The organism is Brucella lupini (genome assembly GCF_002252535.1).
Classification (GTDB): Bacteria; Pseudomonadota; Alphaproteobacteria; order Rhizobiales; family Rhizobiaceae; genus Brucella; species Brucella anthropi.
On record NZ_NNRN01000062.1, the window covers coordinates 168,771 to 194,826 of the forward strand.

Genomic DNA, 26,056 nt, shown 5'->3' on the forward strand with positions numbered 1-26,056 from the left:
ATGCATGTTCTGATCGTGGAAGATGATCCATTGCATCGCGCCTATCTTGGCGAGGCTGTGCGTGCGGCATTGCCTGAATGTAGCGATGTGCTGGAAGCCGACAACGGCTCGGCAGGTGAGAAGCTGGCCCGTCAGCATCGCGCAGCCCATATCGTCATGGACCTGCAGATGAGTGGACGTAACGGCATTGAGGCCGCCCGCACCATCTGGAAGGAGAATCCTGAAACGCGCATCCTGTTCTGGTCGAACTATGCCGACGAAGCCTATGTGCGCGGTGTGTCGCGCATCGTGCCGGAAGGGGCGGCTTATGGCTATGTGCTGAAATCGGCGTCCGACGATAAGCTGCGGCTGGCATTGCGCAGTATCTTTGTCGAAGCACAATGCGTCATCGACCGCGAGGTGCGCGGCCTGCAGCAAAAGAGCCTCGGTCATGCCAGCGGTTTCAGCGAAAGTGAATATGAAATTCTGGTCGATATCGCGTTGGGGCTTACCGATCGCGTTATTGCGCGCCGCCGCAATCTGTCGCTGAGAAGCGTCCAGAACAGATTGCAGCAACTCTATGAAAAACTTGGCGTTTATCAGGAAAAAGGTGAGCCGAAGGAAGGGCGTTTCAACCTCCGGGCTCGTGCCGTGACGGTAGCGCTTTTGCGCAAACTACTGAATTACAGTGCGCTGGAACGCGCAGAAATCGAACTGAACGAATGGCTTAGCCGACAGCTGCCTTCAAACGGCTCTGTGCGAGATTGAGGCCGAGTTCCGACGCAAGGGCGATGACCGGAGCGAAGCGACGCCGCTTTTTTTCGTCATGGTTGGAAGCAATGTCTGCGATGCGATGCTTGAGGAAAGGGTTGAGAAACCGCTCCCGCACCGAAGCCACGTAAGCTTCGGCCTGTTCGCCAAGGCCGTCCGCAGCAAATACCGGCAGGACTTCCTCGCGCCATACCGCTTCCAGTTCATTCCGGATCGTTTCGTCCTGCATGGCTTCCAGTACGATCTCGTCTTTCGGACGGCTGCCCTTGAGCCATTGTTCCGCGATGAATGTGTGGCCAAGGTTGAGCAAGTAGAGTTTCAAATGCTCATAGCGCGCAAGATCGTCGGTGACGACGATATCTTCGTGTTCGCAAGGAAGCGTCAGGCCATCGGCCTTCTCGATTGCCCAGAGCGCATAGGGCTCGGCGATGGCGCCGATTGGCTCGATGGGTTCGGAAACGATGCGGTCGACAAGGCTGTTGGCAAAAATGCATCGGGTTTCGAGCCATTGCACGAAACCGTCCGGCAGTTTCCAGTCATGGGCAAGATCGATGAGGATCGAGCGCAACCTGTCGCCATTGCGCGAGATCAGCTCGCAGGGAAACAGCGACAATGGCGCATCGGGATTGTGCTGCCAGCGGTGATGTAGAAGCACCAGAAGTTTGGCTGGAAAACTCTTCGGCAAGGCATCCGGGTTCGCAAGAAGCGAGCTGTCATCGCTTCTGTCGAGTTCGTAGCCCTTGTCGCCGGTGTTGGAGAGGATCACATCGACGCTGGCACCGAGGTCGAGAATCGCCGCCCAGTCGTGATGTGCGGAATAGGCAGCGGTAACGCCCTTCGCCTGATGTTCCGTTTCGGATGGCTTGCCGTCGACAAGCCCACGGATCATCACAGGATAGCCGTTGCTTTCGTTCAAAGCCGCGATGCGCTGGCTGCTCTGCGGGTTTGAAGTCGTCTGCACGACGGCAATTGTCCCAATGGCTTTGCCCTTGGAAAACGCCTCCGAAACAAAGAAATCGACATGAGCCAACAGAAAACGGCTGGTGCCGAACTGCAGGATCGCTGGCTTCTCGTGCATGACCTTCTCCCATAAATCAGTGGTTTTAACTAAGCGATGCAGGGTAAATTGGTCAAGCCAGTAGGATTCTTTATCGAACGATTGGTTCGGTTCCACATGATGAAATGCGCGATTTGCCGCAATTAACCGGGTTTTTAAGCATATTGCGCTTCTGTCCGGTTGGAAATATGGTAAGGCCAATTCGAGGAGAGGCGGATTTGGGAGCGCTATGAGCGATTTTACGGCAACTGCGGAACCGCGCAGGCTTTATCAGCAGATCGCAGATCGGGTGAGAAGCCTTATCCAGGACGGCCAGTTTCCTGCTGGCAGCAGGCTACCGGCTGAACGCGAGCTGGCGCAGCAACTTGGCGTGTCGCGGCCTTCGCTGCGCGAGGCGCTTATTGCACTCGAAATCGCCGGTAATGTCGAAATCCGCATGGGGTCGGGCATCTATGTCACGGCAGAGTCGGAAAAGCGTTCGCTTTTACATGGCGCTTCCATCGGCGAGAGTCCGCTTGAAATCATGCAGGCGCGCGAAATGGTCGAAGGCAGCGTGGTCGTCACGGCTTGTGCGCGCATGACGCCTGAAAGGCTTGCCGAGTTGCGCGCAACGATTGACGCAATGAAGGTGAATGTCGATGCCGGGCGCAAGGCGATTGAGCTCGACAGGCAGTTTCATCTGCTCATTGCCGAGCAATCGGGCAATTCCGTGCTGGTGCGCATCGTGCGCGACCTTTTTGACGAGCGGCATAGTCCGTTGACGTCGCATATCAGGACGCGCTTCGAGGATAACGATACATGGGCTCTGGCTTTGGCCGAGCACGAAGCCATCTATGCGGCGCTGGAAGCGAGGGATCCGCTTCAGGCGCAGGCAGCCATGCGAACGCATCTGGACCGGTCCAAGCAGCGTTGGATGGATAATGAACCCAGCGAGTAATTAGCCGGGACGATTTGGGAGTGAGGTCAGACAAATGAATGAATCCGTTGATACAGCGGTTGCGCCGGTTATTCTGCTGCATCCGTCGGATGATGTTGCCGTTGCGCGCATTTCGGTTCGCGCCGGTGATCCGATTGGCCTTGACGGGATCAGGGCCAGCGAACTGATCGGTCGCGGGCATAAGGTTGCCATTCGTGATATTCCGGAAGGCAAGGAAGTCCTGAAATATGGTCAGGTGATCGGCGTTGCGACGAAGGATATCGCTCAGGGCGAGCATGTGCATTTGCAGAACCTCGCCATGCTGCCCTCCGAACACGAGCATCAGTTCTCCATCGATATTGAAGAACGCGGCATGCTGCCGGACGCAGAACGCCGCCATTTCATGGGCTATGACCGGGGCGCGGGCGGTGTCGGCACGCGCAATTTCATCGGCGTGATTTCGTCGGTCAATTGCTCGGCCACGGTGTCGCGTTACATCGCCGATTATTTCAACCGCATGGACGGTCTCGATGGTTTCGACAATGTCGATGGCGTCGTGGCGCTGACGCATGGCAGCGGCTGTGCGCTCAACACCAAGTCGGAAGGCTATCGCCTTTTGACACGCACTATTCAGGGCTATGCCAAGCACCCGAATTTTGGTGGCATCCTGCTGATCGGCCTTGGCTGCGAAACCAACCAGATCGCGCCGATCCTCGAACATTACCGCATGGAAGAAGGCTCGCGCCTGCGCACCATGACGATCCAGCAGCATGGCGGCACGCGCAAGACCATCGATCATGCGATCGCCGAGATCAAGGAAATGCTGCCGCTGGTCAATTCGGCGGTGCGCACCAAACAGCCTCTGTCGAAGTTGAAAGTAGCGCTGGAATGCGGCGGCTCGGATGGCTATTCCGGCATTTCGGCCAATCCGGCATTGGGCTATGCCTCGGACCTTATCGTGCGCAATGGCGGCACGACCGTTCTTTCGGAAACGCCGGAAATCTATGGTGCCGAACATCTTTTGACCCGTCGCGCAGTAACGCCTGCGGTGGCGGAGAAGCTGTTGCAGCGCATCGACTGGTGGCGTGATTACACGGCGCGCAATGGCGACGAGCTCAACAACAACCCATCGCATGGCAACAAGCTCGGCGGGCTGACCACCATTCTGGAAAAGTCGCTCGGTGCAGTTGCCAAGGGTGGTTCCATGCCGCTCAAGGCCGTCTATGAGTTTGCCGAAACCGTCACGGAACAGGGTTTCACTTTCATGGATACGCCGGGTTACGATCCCGTCGCGGTGACTGGACAGGTGGCCGGTGGCTGCAACGTGATCTGCTTCACCACTGGCCGTGGTTCGGTTTCCGGCTTCAAACCTTCGCCTTGCATCAAGATCGCCACGAATTCCGAAATGTACGAGCACATGAAGGAAGACATGGACATCAATTGCGGCGGTATCGTCACCGGCGACGAGACCATCGAACAGTCCGGCATCCGCATCTTCGAACATATCATCGCGGTCGCATCCGGCGAGAAGACGTTGAGCGAAGTCTACGACTATGGCGACAACGAATTCGTGCCTTGGCAGGTCGGCGCCGTAACCTGATCCCTTTCTTTAATGACGACTGACAGGAATAATTCGATGGTCAAAGCTCTGCGTATCGAGAGCGAAAACGTCACACGTTTTGCAGAAATCGACGAAGCGCCGTTGCTGGCCGGTCAGGTCCGTGTGCGGGTTCGGCACGTGGGTCTCTGCGGCAGTGATCTGAACACCTTCAAGGGGCTTAATCCGCTGGTGCAGCTGCCGCGCATTCCTGGGCATGAAATCGGCGGCGAGATCATGGAAACCGGAGAGGGTGTCAGCGCTGCCTATGTCAAAGGCAAGCGGGTTATCGTGCTGCCTTATACGAATTGCGGTGAATGTTCGTCCTGCCGTAAAGGTCGGCTCAATGCGTGCCGTTATAACAAGACGCTCGGCGTGCAGCAAAATGGCGGCCTGGCCGACCAGATCGTGCTGCCTGCCGAAAAATTGATCCTCAATGAGACGCTGTCGCCCCGTCATCTGGCGCTGGTCGAGCCGCTTTCGGTTGGCTTCCATGCCGTCGAGCGCGGACGTGTTCAGGCAGGTGATACGGTTGCTGTTCTCGGTTGCGGCATGATCGGTATGGGTGTTCTCATCGGCGCGCTGGCGCGCGGTGCCAAGGTCATCGCCATCGATCCAAGCGCTGAAAAGCGCGAACTGGCACTGCAATTCGGCGCAACACACGCATTGCCGGGCGGTGAGGATGTCGTCGCCAAGGTTCAGGAACTGACCAACGACGACGGCGTGGACGTTGCTTTCGAAGCGGTCGGTCTGCCGATCACCTTCACGCAGGCTGTCGACCTGGCGGGCTTTGCGGGCCGGGTGGTTTATGTCGGCTATTCCAAGGCGCCGGTCACCTATCAGACGCAGTTCTTCAACCTGAAGGAACTCGACATCATGGGATCACGCAATGCGACGCTCACGGATTTCGAGGCCGTCATTGAGCATCTGGAAAAGCTTGGGGCGGATGCCGACAAGCTGATCTCGAAGATATTTCCGTTTGATGAGGCTGAAGCGGCACTCCCTTACTGGGACGGCGACCGTAACGTTTTGAAGATCATCATCGAACGCGACTGAAATCGAAGCAAATGCTCCACGTCGGGAAGGAAGACGTGGGGTGCCACGCATCGATGGAAAATCGATGCGTAAACTGAAGAAATTAGAGCGTCCTTTAAGCGTCCAAATTGGACGCATGGCGCTCTAACGGAGGAAACCGGCCCTAAGGCCAATTGTTTAATGACCCCATATGGGAGGACAAAGATGAAGAAACTCGTTACCGGCATGATCGCCGCCAGCATGCTGCTGGCAGGAAGCATGGCTGCCTATGCTGCCAATGTTTCGATCAAGGTTGCCTATGAAAACAACCCCGGCGAGCCTTTCGATGAGGTAATGCATTACTGGAAAGATGATCTTGCCAAGCGCAGCAATGGCGAAATCACGCTCGAACTCTATCCAAGCTCGCAGCTTGGCTCCAAGAAGGACGTGACCGAGCAGGCCATGATGGGGCTCAATGTCGTGACCATTTCCGACGTTGGCTTTCTGGCCGAATATGACCCGGACCTCGGCGTACTCTACGGTCCGTTCCTGACCGATGATCCGGCACAGCTTTTCAAAGTTTATGATGGTCCCTGGTTCAAGGAAAAGAGTGAAGAGCTGAAGAAGAAGGGCATTCACATCGTAATGCCGAACTATCTCTACGGCATTCGTCAGATCATTTCCAAGAAGCCGATCCGTACGCCTGAAGACCTGAAGGGTATGAAGATTCGCGTGCCGAACAACGTCATGCAGATCAAGACTTTCGAAGCCATGGGCGCAACGCCAACCCCGATGCCGCTGGGCGAAACCTTCCCGGCGCTGGCGCAGGGCGTGATTGATGGCGTTGAGAACCCGATCTCGGTTCTTTACGGCCAGAAGTTCCAGGAAGAAGCCAAATATCTGAGCAAGGTCGGCTATCTGACCAACGTTGCTCTGATTGTCGGCGGCGAAGCCTTCTTCTCCACGCTGCCGGAAGATCAGCTCAAGATGATCCATGAGTCCGCTTACGATGCGGGTCTCTACAGCCAGAAGCTGACGATCGAAAAAGACAATGAAATGATCGAGAAGATGAAGGAAGCCGGTGTCGAGATTATCGATGTCGACCGCGCTCCTTTCAAGGCACTTGCTGAAAAGGTCTACACCCAGTTCCCGGAATGGTCGCCCGGCCTTTATGACAAGATCAAAGCCGAACTGAACTGATCCATCCTTACTCGGATAATGCCGTGTCGCGGTTTGCCGCGGCATGGCTCGATCGTGGAACTCAATCCGATGAAATACTTTGAAAAACTGATCGAATGGCTGGCTGCTGTGCCGCTGTTCATCCTGCTTGCGATGTTCAACATCGCCGTCGTCATGCGTTATTGGATGCATCAGCCATTGCAATGGACCGAGGAAATGGCCGGTCTGTTGATGATCTGGATCGTGATGCTTGGCAGTGTCGCCGCAGAACGCAGCAACCAGCATCTTGCCATTCCGATGCTCGTGGATCTGCTGTCGGAGAAGGTGCGCGATGTCGTCAACGCCATCGTCTCCATCTTGTCGGGACTGTTCCTGCTTTACGTGTCCTATGCCGGTTACAAGCTTTCGGTTGCGGCTCAGTTCAAAGTGACTGACGTGCTGCGGGTCTCCTATTACTGGATCGATATCGCTGTGCCGGTCGGCTTCGTCATTATCGCTCTTTATATGTTTGCAGGCGCATTCAAATCCTTGCGCGCCGCTTTTGCGGGAGGCAAGGCATGAACCTGACAACCATCGTTCTCATCATGCTGGTGCTGATCGCGCTCAATATGCGCCTCTATGTGGCCATTTTGATTGCGGTCTTCACCTATTTCACCTTTTTCAACCAGATGCCGATAGCGATTGCCGTGCAGCGCTTCATCAGCCCGGCACAGAACACGTCGCTGCTTGCCATTCCGTTCTTCATCATGCTTGGTACGGTGATGTCGCATACCGGCATTGCAGAACGTCTGATCAAGGTCGCGGAAATTCTGGTCGGTCGTATGCGCGGCGGCATGGCACTCACCAACATCATGGTTTCCACCCTGATGGGTGGCGTCAGCGCTTCCAATCTGGCTGACAGCGCCATGCTCACCCGCATGATGGTGCCGGAAATGGTCAAGCGTGGCTATGACAAAGCGTTCTCCTGCGCGGTGACGGCAGCTGGCTCGCTGATTACGCCGATCATTCCTCCCGGCATTGCACTCATCATCTATGGTCTGATTGCGGATGTTTCCATTGGCAAGATGTTCATGGCAGGTGTGCTGCCGGGCATTCTGGGCGCCGTTATCCTGATGATCGCGGCTTATGCGACATCGGTAAAGCGCGGCTACAAGCCAAGCCGTGAAAAGCGGATGAGCGGCGCCGAAGTTGCCTCGACGCTTGCTTCGGCATGGCCTGCGGTGCTGCTGCTGTTCGCGATCATCGGCGGCATCCGCTTGAACATCTTCACCCCGACGGAAGCCGGTGCAGTTGCCGTTACGCTGGTTCTGATTATCGGCTTCGTGATCTATCGTGAAATGCGCATCTCGCATGTGGTGGATTCGCTGATCGAAACGGCGAAATCGACCGCGTCCGTCATGCTGGTCATCATGGCGTCATCGGCGCTCGCATGGGTGTTTTCGCTTGAACAGGCCGGCCAGTCGCTGATGCAGCTGATCTCGTCCTTCACCAGCAATCCTTATGCGTTCCTGCTGGCAGTCAACGTGATCTTGCTGATCCTCGGCGCGCTGATCGAGGGCACAGCTCTGATGATCGTTCTGGTGCCGCTTCTGATGCCGACGGTTAAGGCTCTGGGCATTGATCCTGTGCATTTCGGTATCATCGTGATTATCAACCTGTCGATTGGCACGCTGACACCGCCTGTCGGAACGGTCATGCTGATGGTCTGCAATATTGCGAAGGTGAGGGTGGGAGATTTCACCCGCCAGGCATTCAGCATGTATATGGCGCTGTTCATTCTGCTGGCGCTGGTCACTTACGTGCCGATTATCTCAACCTATCTGGCTCATTAGAGCATTTCCAGCAAAAGTGCGAAGCGGTTTTGCGTAGGATAATGCGTAAAAACAAAGAGATAGAGCATTCCCAAGTTTCAATTTAAACCGGAAATGCTCAAAGAAAAGCGCGGGAATTTCCCGCGCTTTTTTCGTTTGTTCACCACGGATTTTCGACACGCGGCCAGATAGCGCGACTGAGCTTGCGGTAATTGGTCGTGCGCGGATTGCTCGGATAAGAGCTGGGCGCCGCGACATAGATGATCTCGGCAGCAATCGGCACGAAGCCTGCGTGGAAATGATTGGTGGATTTCACCACCAGCATATCCTTCTTCATCGGATCGATGCCGATATTCGAGAAGATATCCGGCTCGAATGTCTGCGTCCGGTTGGTGTTGAGAATGATATCGATCTCGGTGCCTTCAAGTCGCACGACTGCCGAGGCCCCCAGCGTCACGCGGCTTGGGCCAAAACTCTGCCAGCCTTCGGCAAGGGTTTTCATGACCGTCACGCGGGCATCGATGGGTTCGCCACCAAGCGGACCGGACTTGCCGCCGAAACGCAGGTCGATCACTGCGCCTTCGCCTGCCGCATGACAGAAGGTCACTGCGATGGGGTCCCAGATCGTAGCAATGCCTATATTGTCGATGCCGCGTTCGATCAGGCGGCGAAGGACATAGGTTCCGTCGCCTGCAACCCCGCCGCCGGGATTGTCCCATACATCGGCGATCACCGCAGGTTTGGCGGGATTGGCTGCATGGGCAGCCAGCGCCCGGTCGATGCCCTGATCGGTGTCGAACATGGTCATCAATGTCTGCTCGCGCATCGCAATCAATTCACGCCCGAGTTTTTCGGCAAGTGCTGCCCCCTTGGCCGGATTGTTGTCTGTGACGACGAGAATACGGGTCCCCATTTCCGGCACATCGGCAGCCATGAAGCCATGAATGACGGAGATCGACAGAATCCCGTCCTTGCCGTGCATCGCCTTGATGCGGTCGACGAAGGAGCGCATCGGCTCCTTGCTTGTGGGAAACACACTGATCATATGGCAGTCGAAAGTGGATATGACCGGCTTGATGTGACCCTTCAGGGCGTCCAGCGCGAGATCGACCACATGCTCGCCGCGCTCATAAAAATCCGTGTGAGGAAATTCGAGGAACGACGCGAAAATATTGAGGTTTTCGACACGCTTCGGCGTCAGATGGCTATGTGGATCGAATTCGCTGGCAACCAGAATATCCGGCCCGACAATGGCGCGCACGCGTTCCAGAAGATCACCCTCGCAATCGTCGTAACCTTGAGCGACCATGGCGCCATGCAGGCCGAGCACGACTGCATCAACGGGCATTGCGGCTTTCAGCTGGTCAAGGATTTCATCACGCAATTCCTCGAACGCCTGCCGCTGCAACAATCCGCCCGGTTCCGCCCAGGTGGCAGTGCCTTCGATGACGGTCAGCCCTTCCGCTGCCGCACGCTTGCGCAATGCGACAATGGGCGAAGAGCAAAGCGTCGGCGTTTCCGGATGCTTGCCCGGCGCGGCATAAAAAGCCATCTCGAACGAGGCCCTGTCGGTTGGAACCGGCGAGAACGTGTTGGTTTCTGTCGCAAGCGATGCGGTGAAAATGCGCATGGAAATACTCTGTGCGGGGAGGTGACGTGCTTATTTTTGTGGTGCGTAGGCGATGGCTTCGACTTCGATCTTGATGTCGATCATCAGGCGGGATTCAACCGTGGTGCGCGCGGGAGGCTCTTTTGGAAAATAGGTGCCGTAAACGGCATTCATCCTCCCGAAATCCCGAGCATCTTCCAGCCATATGGTGGTTTTGACCACGTCTTCCATTGTGGCGCCTGCAAGCGCAAGTGCGGCCTTGACGTTTTCGAGGACCTGTTTTGTCTGGGCTTCGATGCCGCCTTCAACAATCTGGCCGTTTGGTCCAACCGGTACCTGACCCGAAACATAGACTGTGTCGCCTGCGCGAACGGCGGGGGAAAGTGGCACATGCGATGCGCCGAAGACCTGTTTTCTGGACATGATTTTCTCCGGTTATTTGACTGCTCCAAGGGCCAGTCCCTTGATGAGATAGCGCTGGAGCCAAATGAAAAGGATGGCGACCGGCAGTGTGGCAAGAAAGGTTGCCGCCATGACGTAATGCCATTCGACCGTGTAGCGCCCCGCGACGAGCGAGAAGACCTGAATGGGCAGGGTGTAGCTTTCCTGTCTGCGCAGCATGGTCAATGCGACGACGAATTCGTTCCATGCATTGATGAAGGTGAAAATTGCCGTGACGGCAATGGCGGGCAGGCAGAGCGGCAGGAACACTTTTATCAGTGTCTTGCCGCGCCCGGCGCCTTCCATCCACGAGGCTTCTTCCAGATCGCGCGGTATGGTGTCGAAATAGCTCTGCAGCATCCACACGGTGAAGGCGATGTTGAAGGCCATATAGACCGCGCCGACCGCGGAGACACTTTCAATCAATCCATAGGCGGCGAGCAGCCGGAAAAGGCCCAGCACCAGAACGATGGGCGAGATCATCTGCGAAATCAGCAGGAATTGCCGGAATGCACCGTGGCCTGCAAAGCGGAAGCGCGACATGGCATAGGCGGCAGGAATGGAAACAATGATGGCGCCGACGGAAGCAATAACCGAAACGTAAAGCGAGTTCAGAAGCGCTTGCCCGAATTTGGTCTGAACCCACATTTCCGAAAAATTCTGCCAGCGGAAGCTGCTTGGCCACCATGTTGGAGACAGGACCTCCTGTGGAGGCTTGACGGCGGTGAAAAACATCACCGCGAAGGGAAACAGTGTCAGCACGATAAGCGGCGACAGAATGGCCCAGGCAATGATTGTGCGTTTCAACTTCGAGCCGGTCATGCGCGTTCCCCCCGCATTGCGAGGCGGATATAGATCGCCGTGAAGACGAGGAGTATTGCCAGCATGATAAGCGATACGGCGGAGGCTTCCCCCAGCTTTCCGAGGCGGAAAGCCAGCTTGTAGAGATGCGTTACCAGAATATCGGTGGAGTTTGCCGGCCCACCTTGCGTCATGACCCAGATGATCGGGAATGAATTGAAGACATAGATCGTATTGAGCACGATGGCGATGTTGACGAAGGGCTTGAGCAGCGGAAACGTGATTTCGCGAAACTGCTGCCACAGGCTGGCGCCTTCGAGAGACGACGCTTCATAAAGATCCTCCGGAATGGATGACAGTCCGCCGAGGAAGATCGTGGTCGTGAACGGCACGGTGACCAGAATGCCGACCAGTATCTGCATGGGAAAGGCGGTGGCCGCGCTCGCTAGCCATTGAATATTGCTGTCGATGATACCGAGATTGCGCAGTGCGGAATTGAGCATTCCGCTTTCGCCATTGAGCGCCCAGCGCCAGACAATGGCTGTCATGGTGAGCGAAACTGCCCACGGCAGCATGACGATGACCCGCGCTACCGAACGGCCATAGAAATCCATGTTGAGGATGATGGCGACCGGAATGGAGACGATAAGTGCCCCGCCAACCACGGCGACGGTCCAGAGTGCGGTGCGCCAGAGTGCATTCAGAAAATCGGGCGTTGCGAATAGCGCAGTGAAATTTGCGCCGTCGTTGAAATCGCGTAGCTGCCCGAAGCGGTTTACGTCATGACTGGCAATTTCAACGAGATGCACCACGGGCCAGAAGATCACCACCGCAGCCAGAAGCAGGCTCGGCAGAATCAGGAGATAGGGCAGGGTGCGGCTTTGCATTGGCAATCAAAATCCCTGAAAAGAAAAAAGCCCGGCAGAGCGAGGGCACTGCCGGGCAGGCGGGGAGTGTTACTTCTTCAGGATTGCGTCCGCCTTGGCGGCGGCGTCCTTCAGCACGACATCAGGTTCGCCCTTGCCGAGATAGATGCTCTGCATGGCGTTGGACGTGATGTCGGCAATTTCTTCCCAGCCCGGAATGATCGGCGCAAAGCGGGCATCCGGCAGAAGCGCGGTGAAGGCGGCAAGATCGGCATTATTGACGTAATAATCCATCTTCGCTTCTTCCTTGTTGACCGGAAGGAAACCTTCACCCTGCGTGAACTTGGCGCGCCATTCAGTCTGGAACAGGAAGTCGAGCACCTTCCAGGCTTCCTCCTTGTTCTTGGAGTTCTGGAACATGATGACGGAATCGGTCACGCCATAGGTGCCACGCGCGCCTGTCGGTCCGGCAGGAATGGCTGCAACGCCATATTTGAGGTTCGGGGCTTCTTCCTTGATCTGGTTGGAAAGGAAAGGCGCGGTAATCATCATGCCGACCTTGCCCTGCTTGAAGAGGTTCTGCACGTCTTCGCGTGCATAGGAAGTGACGCCGGGCTGGGTCAGGCCATCGTCGATCAGCGACTTGTAAAGCTTCGCGGCTTCAAGTGCGCCCGGTGTGCTGAGGCCCGACGTGCCGTCCTTGTTGAGAATTTCTGTCCCATAGGACCACATGCCGTAATAGTAATAAACGTCGGTCTCGATTTCCTTGCCCTGTAGGCCGAAACCGTAATTCTCTCCGCCGAGCGCTTTGATTTTCGTGGCGGCGGCTCTCAGCTCGTCCCAGGTTGCGGGCGGGTTTTCGACGCCTGCCTTGGCCAGCAGATCCTTGTTGTAATACATGGCGCGGGCAGAGGCTGCGATCGGCAGACCGTAGGTCTTGCCCTCAAGGATGGATGGAGACAGGAAAGTCTCGATGAACCGGCCCTTGAACTCGTCGTTCATGTAACCGTCGAGCGGTTCGGCGATGCCCTGTTGCACGAAATCGATCAACCAGCGTGTGCCGATGATCGAAAGGTCCGCATTGGTGCCTGCTGAAATATCGGTAGTCAGTTTCTGCAGAAGTACATCCCATGGAACTACTTCAAAGTTGAGCGTGATGCCGGGATTGGCAGCTTCAAATGCCTTCTTGACCTCTTCGAAGTAGGGGCCGGTCTTGGAGCTGTACTCCGCGACGGTCATGCGCACTTCGCCTGCATTCGCAACCGATGACAGCGCCAGAACGCTCAATCCGGCCAGCAGGCCGGCCTTCCATTTATTGATAGACATCTTCCCGTTCCCTTGTTTTGCCGCGCATTGGTGCGATGACGATCTATTTTTGTTATTTTCTTACATTATCGGCTTAATCTGCACTTTCAAGCGAAAAGTTTTGTTGCAAACTTACATTTTGACTTTTACGCTGGTGGGAATAAACAGGTGCAGAAAGCTGCCGCATAAAAGGGGAATAGCGTGGAGCAAGCAGGCGAATTTACCGGAAAGTCGGTGCTGGTTACCGGAGCCGGTGGCGGTGTTGGAAGCGCGCTGGTCAAGCTGTTCTCTGAACGCGGCGCCAGCGTGATCGGTTGCGATACGACACTGGAGGCAATGACCGGCAATGATTTTCATGCGCGTCATGCCTTTGATCTGCTTGACCGCGACGGGCTGGAGCTGGCTGCAAAGCGGATAATAGCGGAATCGGGCCCGCCCGATATTGTCATCAACAATGCGGGCTGGACCCGTGCCGAGACTTTCGATGGGTTGGATCAGGGCAATATCGACGCCGAGATTGACCTCAACCTGACTGCGGTTGCCGGATTTTCCAATGTCATGGCGCAGGCCATGGCAGCGCGCGGACAAGGCGTTTTCGTCTTCATTTCCTCGGTTAACGGTCTCCTGCATTTCGGAAACCCGGCTTATGCAGCTGCCAAAGCCGGAATCAATGCCTTTGCACGCGGTATTGCGGTTGAGTTCGGAAGGAAGGGCGTGCGTGCCAACGTCGTCTGTCCGGGGTCGATAAGAACACCCGCATGGGATCATCGTATCGCGCAGGATGCGAGCGTGCTGGAGCGCCTACAGCGGTTTTATCCGCTGGGGCGCATCGTTGACACGCGTGAAGTGGCGGAAACGGTAGCATTTCTGGCCTCTGACCGCGCATCGGGGATTACCGGCGCGATCCTTCCGGTCGATGCCGGGCTGACTGCGGGCTGCCGTCCTTTCATCGAAGATATTCTCGGAGGGAACTGACCGATGAAAGAGGTTTCTCTGCGCGGCATCACCAAGACTTTCGGACAATTAACGGTCCTCGACCATGTCGACCTCGATATTCAAAGTGGAGAGTTTCTCGTACTGGTTGGCCCTTCCGGCTGCGGAAAATCCACGCTTTTGCGGATGGTGGCCGGGCTTGAACCCATTTCCGGTGGTGACCTTCTGATTGGTGGGGAACGGGCTAACGAGTTGCCACCGCAAAAGCGCAATATCGCGATGGTGTTTCAATCCTATGCGCTGTTTCCGCATATGACGGCGCGTGAAAACATCGGCTTTGGTCCGCGTATTCGCGGCGAAAAGTCAGAAGAAACGGCCGCGAAGGTGGACAGGGCGGCGTCCATCCTCAATCTCCATTCCTATCTTGATCGCTACCCACGTCAGCTTTCAGGCGGGCAGCGCCAGCGCGTCGCCATGGGGCGCGCCATTGTTCGCGAACCATCGGTATTTCTGTTTGATGAGCCGCTTTCCAATCTGGATGCGCAATTGCGCGTACAGATGCGTACGGAAATCAAGGCGCTACATCAGCGGCTGAAGTCGACGGTGATTTATGTCACCCACGACCAGATCGAGGCCATGACCATGGCCGACCGGATCGTGGTTATGAATCAGGGCAGGATTCAACAGATCGGTGCGCCGCTGGATCTTTACGATCGTCCCGCCAACAAGTTTGTTGCGAGCTTTATCGGTTCGCCGTCGATGAGTTTCATTCCGGGAACTGTGTCAGACGGAGTATTCCGTACCGAAGAGGGCGAGGAAATCGCTGTTGGCGCGGGATCATCCGAAACCCGGCAGGTGGAAGCAGGCATTCGACCGGAAAATTTTACGGTCGCGCCGGATGGCAAAGGGCTGAAACTCACCATCGAGGTGATCGAGCCGACTGGTCCCGAAACGCATATTTATGGCCGGATCGCAGGACAGCCTATACGAGCTGTGTTTCGCGAGCGCATACATCTTGCGCCCGGCGAGCAAGTGCCTGTAACTGCGAAGAGCGAACACATACATCTTTTCGACAAGGATAGCGGTCTCCCGCTTTGAATTTCCGATGAGCAAGGTTGCCGACATCATCACGCGGCTGCATGTCGTGGCGCAGGACGGATCGAAATCCGACCGGAGGCTGGCTGCGCTCGTGCTGGCCGATCCCGATTATGCTTCCAAGGCGGCAATCTCGGAAATTGCGGCCAGAGCAGGTGTCAGCGAACCCACGGTGACACGTTTTTGCCGGGCACTTGGCTGTGACGGGGTTCGCGACTTCAAGTTCTTTCTGGCGCAGGCCTTGGCCATCGGCGGGCAGTATCTGACGGCTGAAATTCCCGCGCGGGATGTGCGTGAAAGCCGCATAGCGACGGCTGTGACTGATGCGGCAGTTGCCGCCATTCAGCGCGCCAGCGACGGGCTCGATATGGGCGTGTTGATGAAAGTGGCCGAACGGCTTGCCGCCGGTGGTCCTGTGCTATGTCTTGGGTCTGGCGGCATCTCGTCCATGCTGGCAACAGAAATGCAGAACCGCTTGTTCCGGCTGGGTATTCCTGTCAGCGCGCAGGTTGATGGGCAATTACAGCGCATGTATGCCGCCGTCACCACGCATGAAACAACGGTAATCGCTTTCTCCGTCTCCGGCTTCGCGCGTTCGGTGGTGGAGGCCGTGCTTGTCGCACGGCAATATGGAGCACAGACGGTGGCGATCACGCCTGCCGGTTCCGATCTCGCCAAGGCAGCGGATGTGCTTATTCCATATCAGGCCAATGAAGACGGCAATATCTACAAGCCGACATCATCGCGCTTCGCGCTGCTCGCCATTCTCGACATGATCGCCACGGCGACAGCAGAAGCGCGTGGCCCCAAGGTGCTGGAAAGCCTGCGTCGCATCAAGCATAGCCTCAATACGCTCACCATAGACGATCCGCGCTTGCCGCTGGGAGACTGATCCATGACCAGACCGAAAACCGTTCACGAGGTGGATACACCTGCGATCCTCATCGATATTGATCGCGTGAAGGCGAACATCGCCAAGGCGCAGGCGCATGCAGATGCGGTGGGGGTTAAACTGCGCCCGCATATCAAGACGCATAAGCTGCCGCTCTTCGCCAAAATGCAGGTGGAAGCGGGCGCGACCGGGATCACCTGCCAGAAGCTAGGCGAGGCAGAAGTCATGGCCGATGCTGGGCTGACGAACATTTTCCTGCCCTACAATATTCTCGGACAGGAAAAGCTTGATCGCCTTCATACGCTGCATCAACGCATCACCCTGTCTGTAACGGTCGATAATCGAACCTCCCTTGCAGGACTGGCGGCGCGTTTCACCGATGAAAAGCATCCGTTGAAAGTGCTTGTCGAATGCGACACGGGCATGGGGCGCTGTGGCGTGCAGACGCCAGCCGAAGCCCTGGAGCTGGCACGCATTATAGACCAGAGCACAGGACTGCGTTTTGGTGGTCTGATGACCTATCCCGCAGCGGGCAAGCCGGACGAGGCTGAACAATGGCTTTATTCGGCACGTGAGTTGCTGGAGGCGAATAGCCTTCCCTGCGAGACGATTTCAAGCGGCGGCACGCCCGATATGTGGCGCAAACCCAGCGACAGCGTCGTCACCGAATATCGCCCCGGCACCTATATCTATTTCGACCGTTATCAGGTCGAAAAGGGCGCGGCGACAGTGGATGACTGCGCCTTGACGGTGCTTTCAACGGTCGTCAGCCATCCAACATCAGAACGAGCGATCGTTGATGCCGGGTCCAAGGCACTATCCAGCGATACGCTGGGACTGAGCGACTTTGGTGAAGTGATGGGCCGTCCCGATGCCCGTGTGATCGGCCTGAGTGAGGAGCACGGCAAGCTGGTTGGTGATGTCGCGGGTCTGAAGGTTGGTGAGCGGCTCCGGATTATTCCCGACCACGTCTGCGTCGTTTCCAATCTCTTTGATGAAGTTCATCTTGTTTCGGGCGAGGATGTCGTCGATATCCTGCCGGTCGCCGCACGTGGAAAATTAAGATAATCAGGAGGATAGCATGAAGGGTGCGGCCAATCCGTTTGCTGGCGACAAGGATCGCGAGCAGATTTGGGAGATGCTTGTACGGCGCGATATCGAGGCCTTCGTATCGCAGGACTGGTCATTGGTGGCCGATGATTTCGATGAGGTGCGCTTCCTTGGCATTCATGCGCATAATGATCGCGATCCTGACAATTGGGACGCCGGTTTTCCGACGCTCGCAAGTTATCGCGATGAATGGCTGCGACAGGCAGCGGAGAGTGCAGCGGTGGAATATGCCGAATCTCTGGCGGACGGTATCTTTCGTGCGACCAACCTGAGTGTGATCGATATTACCGGCGACGTCGCTCTCGCACGGAAAAAATTCGATGGAACGATCGCCAGAAAGGACGGAACAATCGATCGCCTCAACTGGCAGACGCTTTATTTTTGTGGTCGCGACGGGGCACGCTGGAAGATCACCGGCTTTGTCGGATATATGGCTTATCGTTGAAGAAACAGGCCTTTGAAACAGGGTTTATTACGGCGCGGATTGCTCAATCCGCGCCGTCTTTATGTATAGACTAGATAACTCCGAGTGATAGTATAATCACACTATTTTTCTGTAATTATAGTCATTTTTATCCCGAATTATACTAATTCGAACGATGTCGCAGCTGATAGCATATTTGTCGCAGGGTGTTCCGGTAATTGACTGGATCGGGACTACTATTGTCTTCAGGCTGGTCGATTGCCTCCTGCTTTAGTCAGTGTCGAACAGCCTTCGAAATGCGTCGTGCAACCCTTCAAAAAAATCATTCAAGGGGACGGTTGCTGGACGGATCATTCAGATGAATTCACGGCTGTGGGTGGACATGTCGGGAAATGACCTATATAGAATCAAGCAATCTATCGATAATCATTCCATGCGGACCGTTTGCGGAACGCAGATCGCGTGTGGGCACTTTGCGCTGGAATGAAGTTCTATCAATGTTAAAAAGGAGATTAAGTCCGCCAGCACAGCGGGGTTAAACTTAATGCATGGTATTTTATACAAGGAAGAAAGTATGAAGTCGCCGGCTGAGACGAAAATAAGCTTGAAGAGCGTTTTTAAAGTCTTCGGCGATGACCCGGAGCGTGCAATGCAAGAATTGCGCGCAGGTAAATCAAAAACCCAGATTCACAGCGAACTTGGCGCAACAATCGGCGTCGATGATGCGACCTTCGACATCTATGAAGGCGAAGTATTCGTTATTATGGGTCTCTCCGGCTCGGGCAAATCCACGCTTCTGCGTCTGCTCAATCGCTTGATCGAACCGACTGCCGGTTCCATCGAAGTGGACGGCCGCGATATCGTCAAAATGACGAAGCGCGAGCTGATCGATCTTCGTCGTCGCGACATGAGCATGGTGTTCCAGTCTTTTGCGCTCCTGCCCAATCGATCGGTTCTGAACAATGCGTCGTTCGGTCTCGAAGTGGCCGGAATGGGTGAGGCGGAACGTCACCAGAAGGCACTGAAAGCACTCGCTGCGGTTGGTCTTGAACCATATGCTCACAGTATGCCGGATCAGCTTTCCGGCGGTATGAAGCAACGTGTCGGACTGGCGCGCGCGCTGGCAAGCGAGCCGACCATTCTTCTGATGGACGAGGCATTTTCTGCCCTTGATCCGCTGATCCGCACCGAAATGCAGGACGAACTCAAGCGGCTGCAGGCTGAACATAGCCGGACGATCATTTTCGTGAGCCATGATCTGGACGAAGCCATGCGTATCGGTGACCGTATCTGCATCATGCAGCACGGCAAGGTCGTCCAGGTGGGAACGCCGAACGAAATCGTGTCCGCACCGGCCAACGATTATGTTCGTTCCTTCTTCCGCAATGTCGATGTGTCCCGCGTATTCAAAGCCGTCGATGTGGCTCGCGACGACGAGCTGATCGTGTTTGAACCCGAACAGCTGGCGACGGCGCTCGAGCGTTTCGACGCGAGCGGCAAGACGTTCGGCGTGTTGATCGATGCCGACCGCACATATCGCGGCATGGTCAGTCGTGATGTGCTGGCAAAGGGTGCTGTCGCGCAGGATGGCGAGAGACTGGATAGCGTCTCTGCTATCGAAGCCGAAGCGCCGCTTGCCGGATTGCTGACACAGGTGGCGGAAAGCCCTTGGCCGGTCCCGGTCACTGACCGCCAGAACCGTTATGTCGGTGCTATCAGCAAATCGGCCTTGCTTGAAACGCTTGGTCGCGCGGGCTGAGACCTGCGCGCCAACGGCCTTTTGCCTGATGAAGGCAGAATTGGTCCAATCCAGAAGAAATACGGAAATGGACGGTAAAACATGGATTTGAATTTCAGTGTCGGCGGATGGGCGGATGTTGTGGTCAACTACATTCTCGACCACTTTACGCCTGCGCTCGATATGATCGCAGCCGCCATCGGTTTTGTGACTGACGGTATTCAAAACGCTCTTCTCGCAGTCCCGCCGATAGGTGGGGTCGCAATTCTTACACTGCTCGCGCTGTGGCGTGTGGGGTGGAAGTTCGCGATATTCACGGCTCTCGCATTGGGCCTTATCATCCACATGGAATTGTGGACGGGCACTATGGAAAGCCTCTCTCTGGTGCTGGCATCGACGGTTATTGCTGTCGTGATCGGCATTCCGCTTGGCATCGCCATGGCGCGCAGCGATACAGTCGCCTCGATTGTGCGCCCGGTGCTCGACCTCATGCAGACGATGCCCGCTTTCGTCTATCTCATTCCGGCCGCAATGTTCTTTGGCCTCGGTGCCGTGCCCGGAACAATTGCGACGGTGATTTTCGCCATGCCGCCGGTTGTGCGTCTGACCAATCTTGGTATCCGGCAGGTACATGCCGAATTCGTTGAAGCCGGGCTGGCCTTCGGCTGCACATCACGGCAGCTTCTGTTCAAGGTGCAGCTTCCAAACGCCATGCCCTCGATCATGGCCGGCATCAACCAGACGATCATGCTGTCGCTTTCAATGGTGGTCATCGCGTCGATGATCGGTGCGGGCGGCCTCGGCAATACAGTGTTGACCGGCATCCAGCGCCTCAATGTGGGCCTCGGCTTTGAAGGTGGCCTTGCAGTGGTCATTCTGGCGGTCATTCTCGACCGCATTACCCAGAGCTTCGGCAAGGGCGGAGCCGGATTTTTCAAAAGGCTCGCATCTTTAAGAAAGGCGGCGGACACTCAGTCCGCCTCGTCCTTTCGCAAGCAGGAAGCATGAAGAAAGCCAAAATAACCAAGAATAACCCAATAATAACTATGGGAACTGATACCAATCGAAAAGGAGAAGCTATGTTAGGCAAACTAACCAAATTCGGTCTGGCGGCAGTTGTGGCGGGAACGATGACCATGGGCGCAGCATTTGCGCAGGACGGCAAGCCGGTGAAGATCGGCTGGGCACCTTGGTCGGATGCTGAGTTCGTCACCAAACTTGCCAAGAAACTGATCGAAGACAATCTCGGCCAGAAGGTTGAGCTGGTTCAGACGGACGTGGCCCCACTTTATCAGGGCGTGAGCCGTGGCGATATCGATGCCATGATGATGGCCTGGCTGCCGGAAACGCACGCCGATTACTATGCACGCGTGAAGGACAAGGTCGAAGACCTAGGCCCGCTCTATGAAGGTGCAAAGCTCGGTTGGATTGTTCCGGCTTACATCCCGGAAAGTGAGATCAGCTCCATTGAAGACCTGAAGAAGCCGGAAGTTCGCGAGAAGCTGAAGGGCGAAATTCAGGGCATCGATCCGGGCGCAGGCCTCACTCGTCTATCGCAGGAAGCGATCAAGAAATACGGGCTGGACTACAAGCTCAATATTTCGAGTGAAGCGGCCATGCTGACGACAGTTGACCGCGCCACACGTTCCGACGGCTGGTTCGTGGCAACCTCATGGAGCCCGCACTGGATGTTCGGCAAGTACAAGCTGCGTTACATTGCCGATCCTGAAGGCGCACTGGGTGGTGCCGAACATATCGACGCCATTGCACGTAAGGGCTTCAAGGAAGACAATCCGAAAGTTGCTTCATTGCTGACCAAGATGAGCATTCCGATCAGCGAGCTCGAAGCTGCGATGTTCGATGCGCAGGAAACATCCTATGAGAAGGCCGTCGATAAATATATCGCGGACCATCCGGACCGCATCAAGGAATGGCTGGCTGAGTAATCAGCTCCGTAAGAAAGCCCCGGGAAACCGGGGCTTTTTCATATCCTATCCTCTTCGAGCGATCAAAATGCCCGATATCACGATGATGCCGCCCAGAGCCTGCAACATGCCGATAGGTTCCGACAGGATAGTCCAGGCAAGAAACGCTGCGACAACCGGTTGCAGAAGCAGGGTGAGTGACGAGAACGATGCCGGAAGATAGGCGAGGGCATAAGCGATCATGCTCTGGCCTGCGGCATGAGTTACCCATGCTAGGCCTGCAAGAATAAGCCATCCATAGAGCGTGGCAGGCAGTATCTGACCTTCCATGAAATACGCAACCGGCAGCGAAAAGACGGCTGCAATCGCGCTGCTCCACAGCATGATGCGCATGGTGGAAAAGCGGCTGCGCAAGCGGCCAACCGAGAGAATGTAACCGGCATAGAAGACTGCGGCCAGAAGCGCCATCGCATCGCCGGACGATTGGGACTGGAGAAGCTCGCCCGGTCCACCCTTTAGCACGACGACGCCAATGACCGCGACGGCAAGGCCGATCATGAAAGACGTGCTCACGCGCGAGTTGAAAAGCAACCAAGCGCCCAATGTCACGAAAATCGGCGCCATATTGGCAAGCAGCGTGGCATTTGCAACGGATGTCATGTGCAGCGACAAGTGCCACGCGCCGAGGTCGAAAGCGATAAACAGGCCTGGCAGGGCGAGGCGCAAACAGTCGGACAGCGTGAGCGGGGTAGTATCCTTTTCGTCGCGCCGTTCGCGACCATCCATGAGCAGAAGCGGTAAAACTGCGAGTGCAAGACGCCAGAAGCCTGTTGCGAGCGGACCCACCTCGGAAAGTCGGACAAAGATCGGCGAGCTGCCAATAGCGATTCCGCCAACGATCAGAGCGGTCATCGCCAGACGTTGCGCATTGGTAGGAGCGGGGCTTGCGGCGGTGGTATGCGACATTCTCAAACTCAAGGTTGCGCCGAAATCGTTCTGCTGCCCGCGCAATGCACGCAGCTAAAGAGCGACTGCCGGCTTTGGACTGAACTGGTCGTGGAGAAAGTCGAGCACATTTCTTTCACCATCCACGTTCTGAATATTGTCCGTCATGTCGCAAAAGAATGGGAACGAAGAAAATTTTGCCCGCGACATTGCTATGACGCGGGCTTGCTTATTCCTCTTTGAGAGAGGCGTCCAGCATTGGGTTATCGCAGAAACCGGAAATTTCATCACGTTTCTGTTCGACACATCGTAAACTATATGAAAAAGCGCCCTCAAAGGGCGCGTTTCCAATTATCAACGAGAATAGGGCGAATAGCACTGTCTGCGCGGCCCATTATAGGGCTGGAATGTATTGTCTGAGGAGCGATAGGATTTGTAGCGGTTATAGCACCACTGAACATGCGCGTTGGACATCCTCGATGCACGATAAACGGGGCGAGGCTGACTTACGGCACCGCCAATGATGGCACCTGCGCCGAAAGCTGCCAGCGGATACCACCACCCGTCATTATAGCGACGATAGCCATGACGATAATGCCGATAGCCGCGATGACCGTTCCAGTATCCCGGCCGGTGGGGCCTATGGCTATTATAGTGACGTGGCGGGCGGCGATGATCGCGCACCTGTTCCACATTATGATTGATGACCGGACGTTCCAGATTCAAAGGCGCTGCCATTGTCGGCGCGATGGACGTCGCTCCGAAGATCACGGCCAACGCACCGACACAGGTCTGTTTGAAGATATTCACGTGCAACCCTCCGTCTTAGGTGATTAAGGTAAACGCTTGAAATATCGATTTGTTCCCGCTTCTCTACAGGCGGAAAGCCGGGTTTTCGCTGTTTTGGGCAGGCCTGAATGTTGCGCAAAATGAAAGGGAGCAGGCTCCTCCCCAAGAACCTGCTCCCCAATGCATCGCCCCCCGCCATAGGTGGTGCGATGCTTACTTCTATGGCCCTCGCCGAGCCTGAATTCAGCGTGTCAGACCTTACCTTCGAGTGCAGCATTTAGCAACTTCAACGCGCGTTCTTTTGTCAATTCAATCGGGTTGCCGCCAGCGGTTGGATCGACGATAGCCATCTCGGCAATCAGGTCTTTCCGGGCGTCATCCATTGTGAGGCCTTTGATGAATTCGGGCAGCGTATTGGGGACGCTCAAATCGCTCCGCAATTTCATGACTGCTGCCAGAAATCCGTCGAACCCGCCCTTGATGCCGAGATAATCGGCAAGCCGTTCTATACGCTTTTCGATGGCAGATCGGTTCTGAAGCAGGACATAGGGCATGAAAACCGCATTCGTCATGCCATGATGGGTATCATAAAGGGCACCGATGGGATGCGACAGGGAATGGATTGCACCAAGCCCTTTCTGGAAGGCTGTTGCACCCATTGCGGCCGCTGCCATCATGTTCGCACGCGCTTCAATATTCTTGCCATCGGCATAGGCGGTGGGAAGGTTTTCAAGAACCAGACGGATACCCTCCACCGCGATGCCATCGGCCATCGGATGAAATCCCGGAGCGCAATAGGCTTCAAGGCAGTGTGCCAGTGCGTCCATGCCAGTGCCCGCAGTGATGAAAGGTGGCATTCCGGTGGAAAGCTCAGGATCGGCAATGACTGTGATCGGCAGCATCTTGGGATGGAAGATGACCTTCTTGGTATGGGTCGCTTCGTTGGTCAAGACACCTGCACGGCCAACTTCCGATCCGGTGCCAGCGGTCGTGGGCACGGCAATGATCGGGGCAATTGCTTTGCTGTCAGCGCGCGTCCACCAGTCACCAATGTCTTCGAAATCCCAGACCGGTCGTGTCTGCCCTGCCTGAAAGGCAATCAGCTTGCCGAGGTCGAGCGCTGAACCACCACCAAAAGCGATGACGCCATCATGCTTGCCGCTTTTGAAGACCTCAACGCCCGCATAGAGATTGCTTTCGACCGGATTAGGTTTGACGTCGGAGAAAACCCCGTATTTCACACCAGCTTCATCCAGAATAGCGAGCGTGGACGCCACCACTGGAAGTTTTGCCAGACCGGGGTCAGTCACAAAGAGCGGATTCTGAATGCCAGCGGCCTTGAGGACGACAGGCAATTCCTTGATGCGGCCTGGGCCAAAAAGCACGGTGGTGGGGAAATTCCATTTGGCAGTCAAAGTGGTCATGTCGATTGCTTTCCAGAAATTCAATTCAGATCAGATTTTCTCACGCAGGTGGAAGGATTTCGGTCGCGTGAGATTGCCGTAGCCGATGGGTGACAGGGCAGCACCCTTGCCAGTGTCTTTGACCCCGGTCCAGACAAGTGCGGGGTCGAGATAATCGCAGCGGTTCATGAAAACCGTGCCCGTTTCGATGCGGTCACCGAGAGCGGCAGCGTGGTCCGTATCTGCTGTCCAGAGCGAAGCTGTAAGGCCGTAGATGCTGTCATTCATGAGCGCGAGAGCTTCCTCGTCATTGCGTACTTTCATGATGCCGACGATGGGGCCGAAGCTTTCTTCACGCATGACGCTCATCTGGTGGTCGACATTGGTGAGCACTTCCGGCGCGACATAGGGAGAGCCCGCGCGATCATTCTCGACGCTCATATTGACGTGGGCCTTCGCACCCTTGCGCAACGCTTCCGCCTTCTGCTCGCGGATGAGATCTGCAAAGCGCGCCTGCGCCATTGGTCCGAGCGTCGTTGAGCTATCCAGCGGATTGCCGACGACATATTGCTTCGTCAGGTCGATGAAACCATCGACGAAGCGGTTATAGACTGCTTCATGAACATAGATGCGCTCGATCCCGCAGCAGCACTGGCCGGAATTGAAAAAAGCACCATCGACCAGATTGGCGACGGCATGGTCCAGATTGACATCAGGAAGCACATAGGCCGGGTCCTTGCCGCCAAGCTCCAGCCCGAGCGTCATGAAGGTGCCCGCAGCAGCCTTTTCGATGGCGCGCCCCCCGCCAACCGAGCCGGTGAAATTCACGTGGTCAATTGTGCCGGATGCAAGCAACTTTTCCGTCGATGCGTGATCGAGAACGATATTCTGGAATACACCCTTGGGCAGCCCGGCCTTCTCAAACGCTTTTGCAAAGCGTTCACCAGCCAGAAGCGTCTGCGTGGCATGTTTGAGGATCACAGTGTTCCCGGCCATAAGTGCGGGAATGATTGTGTTGACGGCGGTGAGATAGGGATAGTTCCACGGTGCAATCACCAGAACCACGCCAAGCGGCACGTGCTTCACATACCGACGGAAACCATCCTTCTGTGTGGGCACATAAGGTTTCAGCGCCTCTTCGGCGATATCGATCATATATTGGCCGCGTTCCTGCACGCCGCCATTCTCCCCGCCGTAACGGGTCGGGCGCCCCATCTGCCATGCGATTTCAGGGATAATCTCTTCCTGCATCCCGGCAAGCGCATCCAGTGCGGCCCGGCAATAGCGCGCGCGCTCAGCAGTACTCAACTGAGCCCAGCCTGTTTGCGCAGCGCGCGCTGCCGCCACCGTCGAGGCGATTGCAGCCTCATTTAAAAAAGGACGCTCGGCATATACCGAGCCGTCTATCGGAGAGATGATCTTGGCCGTGCCGCTCATCTGCAATTTCCTCTGAAGT

The 26,056-nt window shown here is 56.0% G+C and carries 25 protein-coding genes; 15 read left to right on the top strand and 10 right to left on the bottom strand.

Features of this window, described 5'->3' with window-relative positions; all coding sequences use genetic code 11:
- The gene (locus CES86_RS24250; protein ID WP_094515622.1) at nucleotides 1-747 is read left to right on the top strand and encodes a response regulator transcription factor; all 747 of its coding nucleotides are present in this window, start codon (nucleotides 1-3) and stop codon (nucleotides 745-747) included.
- On the opposite strand, the gene CES86_RS24255 is transcribed toward CES86_RS24250, so the two are convergent.
- Nucleotides 707-1,828 (bottom strand): mannitol dehydrogenase family protein, encoded by a 1,122-nt coding sequence (locus tag CES86_RS24255; RefSeq protein WP_094515623.1) that lies wholly within the window; start codon nucleotides 1,826-1,828, stop codon nucleotides 707-709. The genes CES86_RS24250 and CES86_RS24255 overlap by 41 nt on opposite strands.
- 208 nt (nucleotides 1,829-2,036) lie before the next feature.
- Between CES86_RS24255 and CES86_RS24260 the strand changes: the two genes are divergently transcribed.
- The 6 genes from CES86_RS24260 (at nucleotide 2,037) to CES86_RS24285 (ending at nucleotide 8,345) form a co-directional block, all read left to right on the top strand.
- Complete coding sequence (locus tag CES86_RS24260; protein ID WP_010659090.1) at nucleotides 2,037-2,744, top strand: FadR/GntR family transcriptional regulator; 708 nt, start codon at nucleotides 2,037-2,039, stop codon at nucleotides 2,742-2,744.
- Between the two features lie 34 nt (nucleotides 2,745-2,778).
- Nucleotides 2,779-4,323: a UxaA family hydrolase gene (locus CES86_RS24265; RefSeq protein WP_012093257.1), complete on the top strand. Its 1,545-nt coding sequence runs from the start codon at nucleotides 2,779-2,781 to the stop codon at nucleotides 4,321-4,323.
- A gap of 36 nt (nucleotides 4,324-4,359) precedes the next feature.
- Complete coding sequence (locus CES86_RS24270) at nucleotides 4,360-5,376, top strand: zinc-binding alcohol dehydrogenase family protein (protein ID WP_094515624.1); 1,017 nt, start codon at nucleotides 4,360-4,362, stop codon at nucleotides 5,374-5,376.
- Between the two features lie 183 nt (nucleotides 5,377-5,559).
- Nucleotides 5,560-6,534: a C4-dicarboxylate TRAP transporter substrate-binding protein gene (locus CES86_RS24275; protein WP_012093254.1), complete on the top strand. Its 975-nt coding sequence runs from the start codon at nucleotides 5,560-5,562 to the stop codon at nucleotides 6,532-6,534.
- Between the two features lie 69 nt (nucleotides 6,535-6,603).
- Nucleotides 6,604-7,074: a TRAP transporter small permease gene (locus tag CES86_RS24280; protein ID WP_181152405.1), complete on the top strand. Its 471-nt coding sequence runs from the start codon at nucleotides 6,604-6,606 to the stop codon at nucleotides 7,072-7,074.
- Nucleotides 7,071-8,345 (top strand): TRAP transporter large permease, encoded by a 1,275-nt coding sequence (locus CES86_RS24285; protein WP_094515625.1) that lies wholly within the window; start codon nucleotides 7,071-7,073, stop codon nucleotides 8,343-8,345. The genes CES86_RS24280 and CES86_RS24285 overlap by 4 nt, the downstream gene beginning before the upstream one ends.
- A 139-nt stretch (nucleotides 8,346-8,484) precedes the next feature.
- Here the strand turns inward: CES86_RS24285 and CES86_RS24290 are convergent, their stop codons facing one another.
- The 5 genes from CES86_RS24290 to CES86_RS24310 form a co-directional block, all read right to left on the bottom strand.
- Nucleotides 8,485-9,954, bottom strand: coding sequence for a M81 family metallopeptidase (locus CES86_RS24290; protein WP_094515626.1), 1,470 nt, complete (start codon nucleotides 9,952-9,954; stop codon nucleotides 8,485-8,487).
- Between the two features lie 30 nt (nucleotides 9,955-9,984).
- Entirely contained in the window at nucleotides 9,985-10,356 is a 372-nt protein-coding gene (locus tag CES86_RS24295; protein WP_010659083.1) for a RidA family protein, read from the bottom strand.
- A gap of 12 nt (nucleotides 10,357-10,368) precedes the next feature.
- Nucleotides 10,369-11,196, bottom strand: coding sequence for a carbohydrate ABC transporter permease (locus CES86_RS24300; protein WP_094515627.1), 828 nt, complete (start codon nucleotides 11,194-11,196; stop codon nucleotides 10,369-10,371).
- The gene (locus tag CES86_RS24305; protein ID WP_012093248.1) at nucleotides 11,193-12,062 is read right to left on the bottom strand and encodes a carbohydrate ABC transporter permease; all 870 of its coding nucleotides are present in this window, start codon (nucleotides 12,060-12,062) and stop codon (nucleotides 11,193-11,195) included. The genes CES86_RS24300 and CES86_RS24305 overlap by 4 nt, the downstream gene beginning before the upstream one ends.
- A 69-nt stretch (nucleotides 12,063-12,131) precedes the next feature.
- Entirely contained in the window at nucleotides 12,132-13,367 is a 1,236-nt protein-coding gene (locus CES86_RS24310; RefSeq protein WP_012093247.1) for an ABC transporter substrate-binding protein, read from the bottom strand.
- Between the two features lie 180 nt (nucleotides 13,368-13,547).
- Here CES86_RS24310 and CES86_RS24315 point away from each other — a divergent pair, with 180 nt between their 5' ends.
- The 8 genes from CES86_RS24315 (at nucleotide 13,548) to CES86_RS24350 (ending at nucleotide 21,484) form a co-directional block, all read left to right on the top strand.
- Nucleotides 13,548-14,321 (top strand): SDR family oxidoreductase, encoded by a 774-nt coding sequence (locus tag CES86_RS24315; protein WP_094515628.1) that lies wholly within the window; start codon nucleotides 13,548-13,550, stop codon nucleotides 14,319-14,321.
- Nucleotides 14,322-14,324: 3 nt separating this feature from the next.
- Nucleotides 14,325-15,377, top strand: coding sequence for an ABC transporter ATP-binding protein (locus CES86_RS24320; RefSeq protein WP_094515629.1), 1,053 nt, complete (start codon nucleotides 14,325-14,327; stop codon nucleotides 15,375-15,377).
- A gap of 7 nt (nucleotides 15,378-15,384) precedes the next feature.
- Nucleotides 15,385-16,266: a MurR/RpiR family transcriptional regulator gene (locus CES86_RS24325; RefSeq protein WP_010659077.1), complete on the top strand. Its 882-nt coding sequence runs from the start codon at nucleotides 15,385-15,387 to the stop codon at nucleotides 16,264-16,266.
- 3 nt (nucleotides 16,267-16,269) lie between these two features.
- A complete protein-coding gene (locus tag CES86_RS24330) occupies nucleotides 16,270-17,334 on the top strand; it encodes a D-TA family PLP-dependent enzyme (RefSeq protein WP_094515630.1) in 1,065 nt (354 codons plus the stop codon).
- 13 nt (nucleotides 17,335-17,347) lie between these two features.
- Nucleotides 17,348-17,821: a hypothetical protein gene (locus tag CES86_RS24335; RefSeq protein WP_094515631.1), complete on the top strand. Its 474-nt coding sequence runs from the start codon at nucleotides 17,348-17,350 to the stop codon at nucleotides 17,819-17,821.
- A gap of 553 nt (nucleotides 17,822-18,374) precedes the next feature.
- Nucleotides 18,375-19,559: a glycine betaine/L-proline ABC transporter ATP-binding protein ProV gene (gene proV / locus CES86_RS24340; RefSeq protein WP_094515632.1), complete on the top strand. Its 1,185-nt coding sequence runs from the start codon at nucleotides 18,375-18,377 to the stop codon at nucleotides 19,557-19,559.
- 81 nt (nucleotides 19,560-19,640) lie between these two features.
- A complete protein-coding gene (locus tag CES86_RS24345) occupies nucleotides 19,641-20,546 on the top strand; it encodes an ABC transporter permease (RefSeq protein WP_010659073.1) in 906 nt (301 codons plus the stop codon).
- A 71-nt stretch (nucleotides 20,547-20,617) separates the two neighbouring features.
- The gene (locus tag CES86_RS24350; protein ID WP_010659072.1) at nucleotides 20,618-21,484 is read left to right on the top strand and encodes a glycine betaine ABC transporter substrate-binding protein; all 867 of its coding nucleotides are present in this window, start codon (nucleotides 20,618-20,620) and stop codon (nucleotides 21,482-21,484) included.
- A 45-nt stretch (nucleotides 21,485-21,529) separates the two neighbouring features.
- Here the strand turns inward: CES86_RS24350 and CES86_RS24355 are convergent, their stop codons facing one another.
- From CES86_RS24355 to CES86_RS24375, 4 genes are all read right to left on the bottom strand, one after another.
- The gene (locus tag CES86_RS24355; RefSeq protein WP_094515633.1) at nucleotides 21,530-22,429 is read right to left on the bottom strand and encodes a DMT family transporter; all 900 of its coding nucleotides are present in this window, start codon (nucleotides 22,427-22,429) and stop codon (nucleotides 21,530-21,532) included.
- A gap of 333 nt (nucleotides 22,430-22,762) precedes the next feature.
- Entirely contained in the window at nucleotides 22,763-23,218 is a 456-nt protein-coding gene (locus CES86_RS24365; protein WP_094515635.1) for a BA14K family protein, read from the bottom strand.
- 230 nt (nucleotides 23,219-23,448) lie between these two features.
- Entirely contained in the window at nucleotides 23,449-24,621 is a 1,173-nt protein-coding gene (locus tag CES86_RS24370) for an iron-containing alcohol dehydrogenase (RefSeq protein ID WP_012093239.1), read from the bottom strand.
- Between the two features lie 30 nt (nucleotides 24,622-24,651).
- The gene (locus CES86_RS24375) at nucleotides 24,652-26,037 is read right to left on the bottom strand and encodes an aldehyde dehydrogenase family protein (protein WP_094515636.1); all 1,386 of its coding nucleotides are present in this window, start codon (nucleotides 26,035-26,037) and stop codon (nucleotides 24,652-24,654) included.
- Between the last annotated feature and the right edge of the window lie 19 nt (nucleotides 26,038-26,056).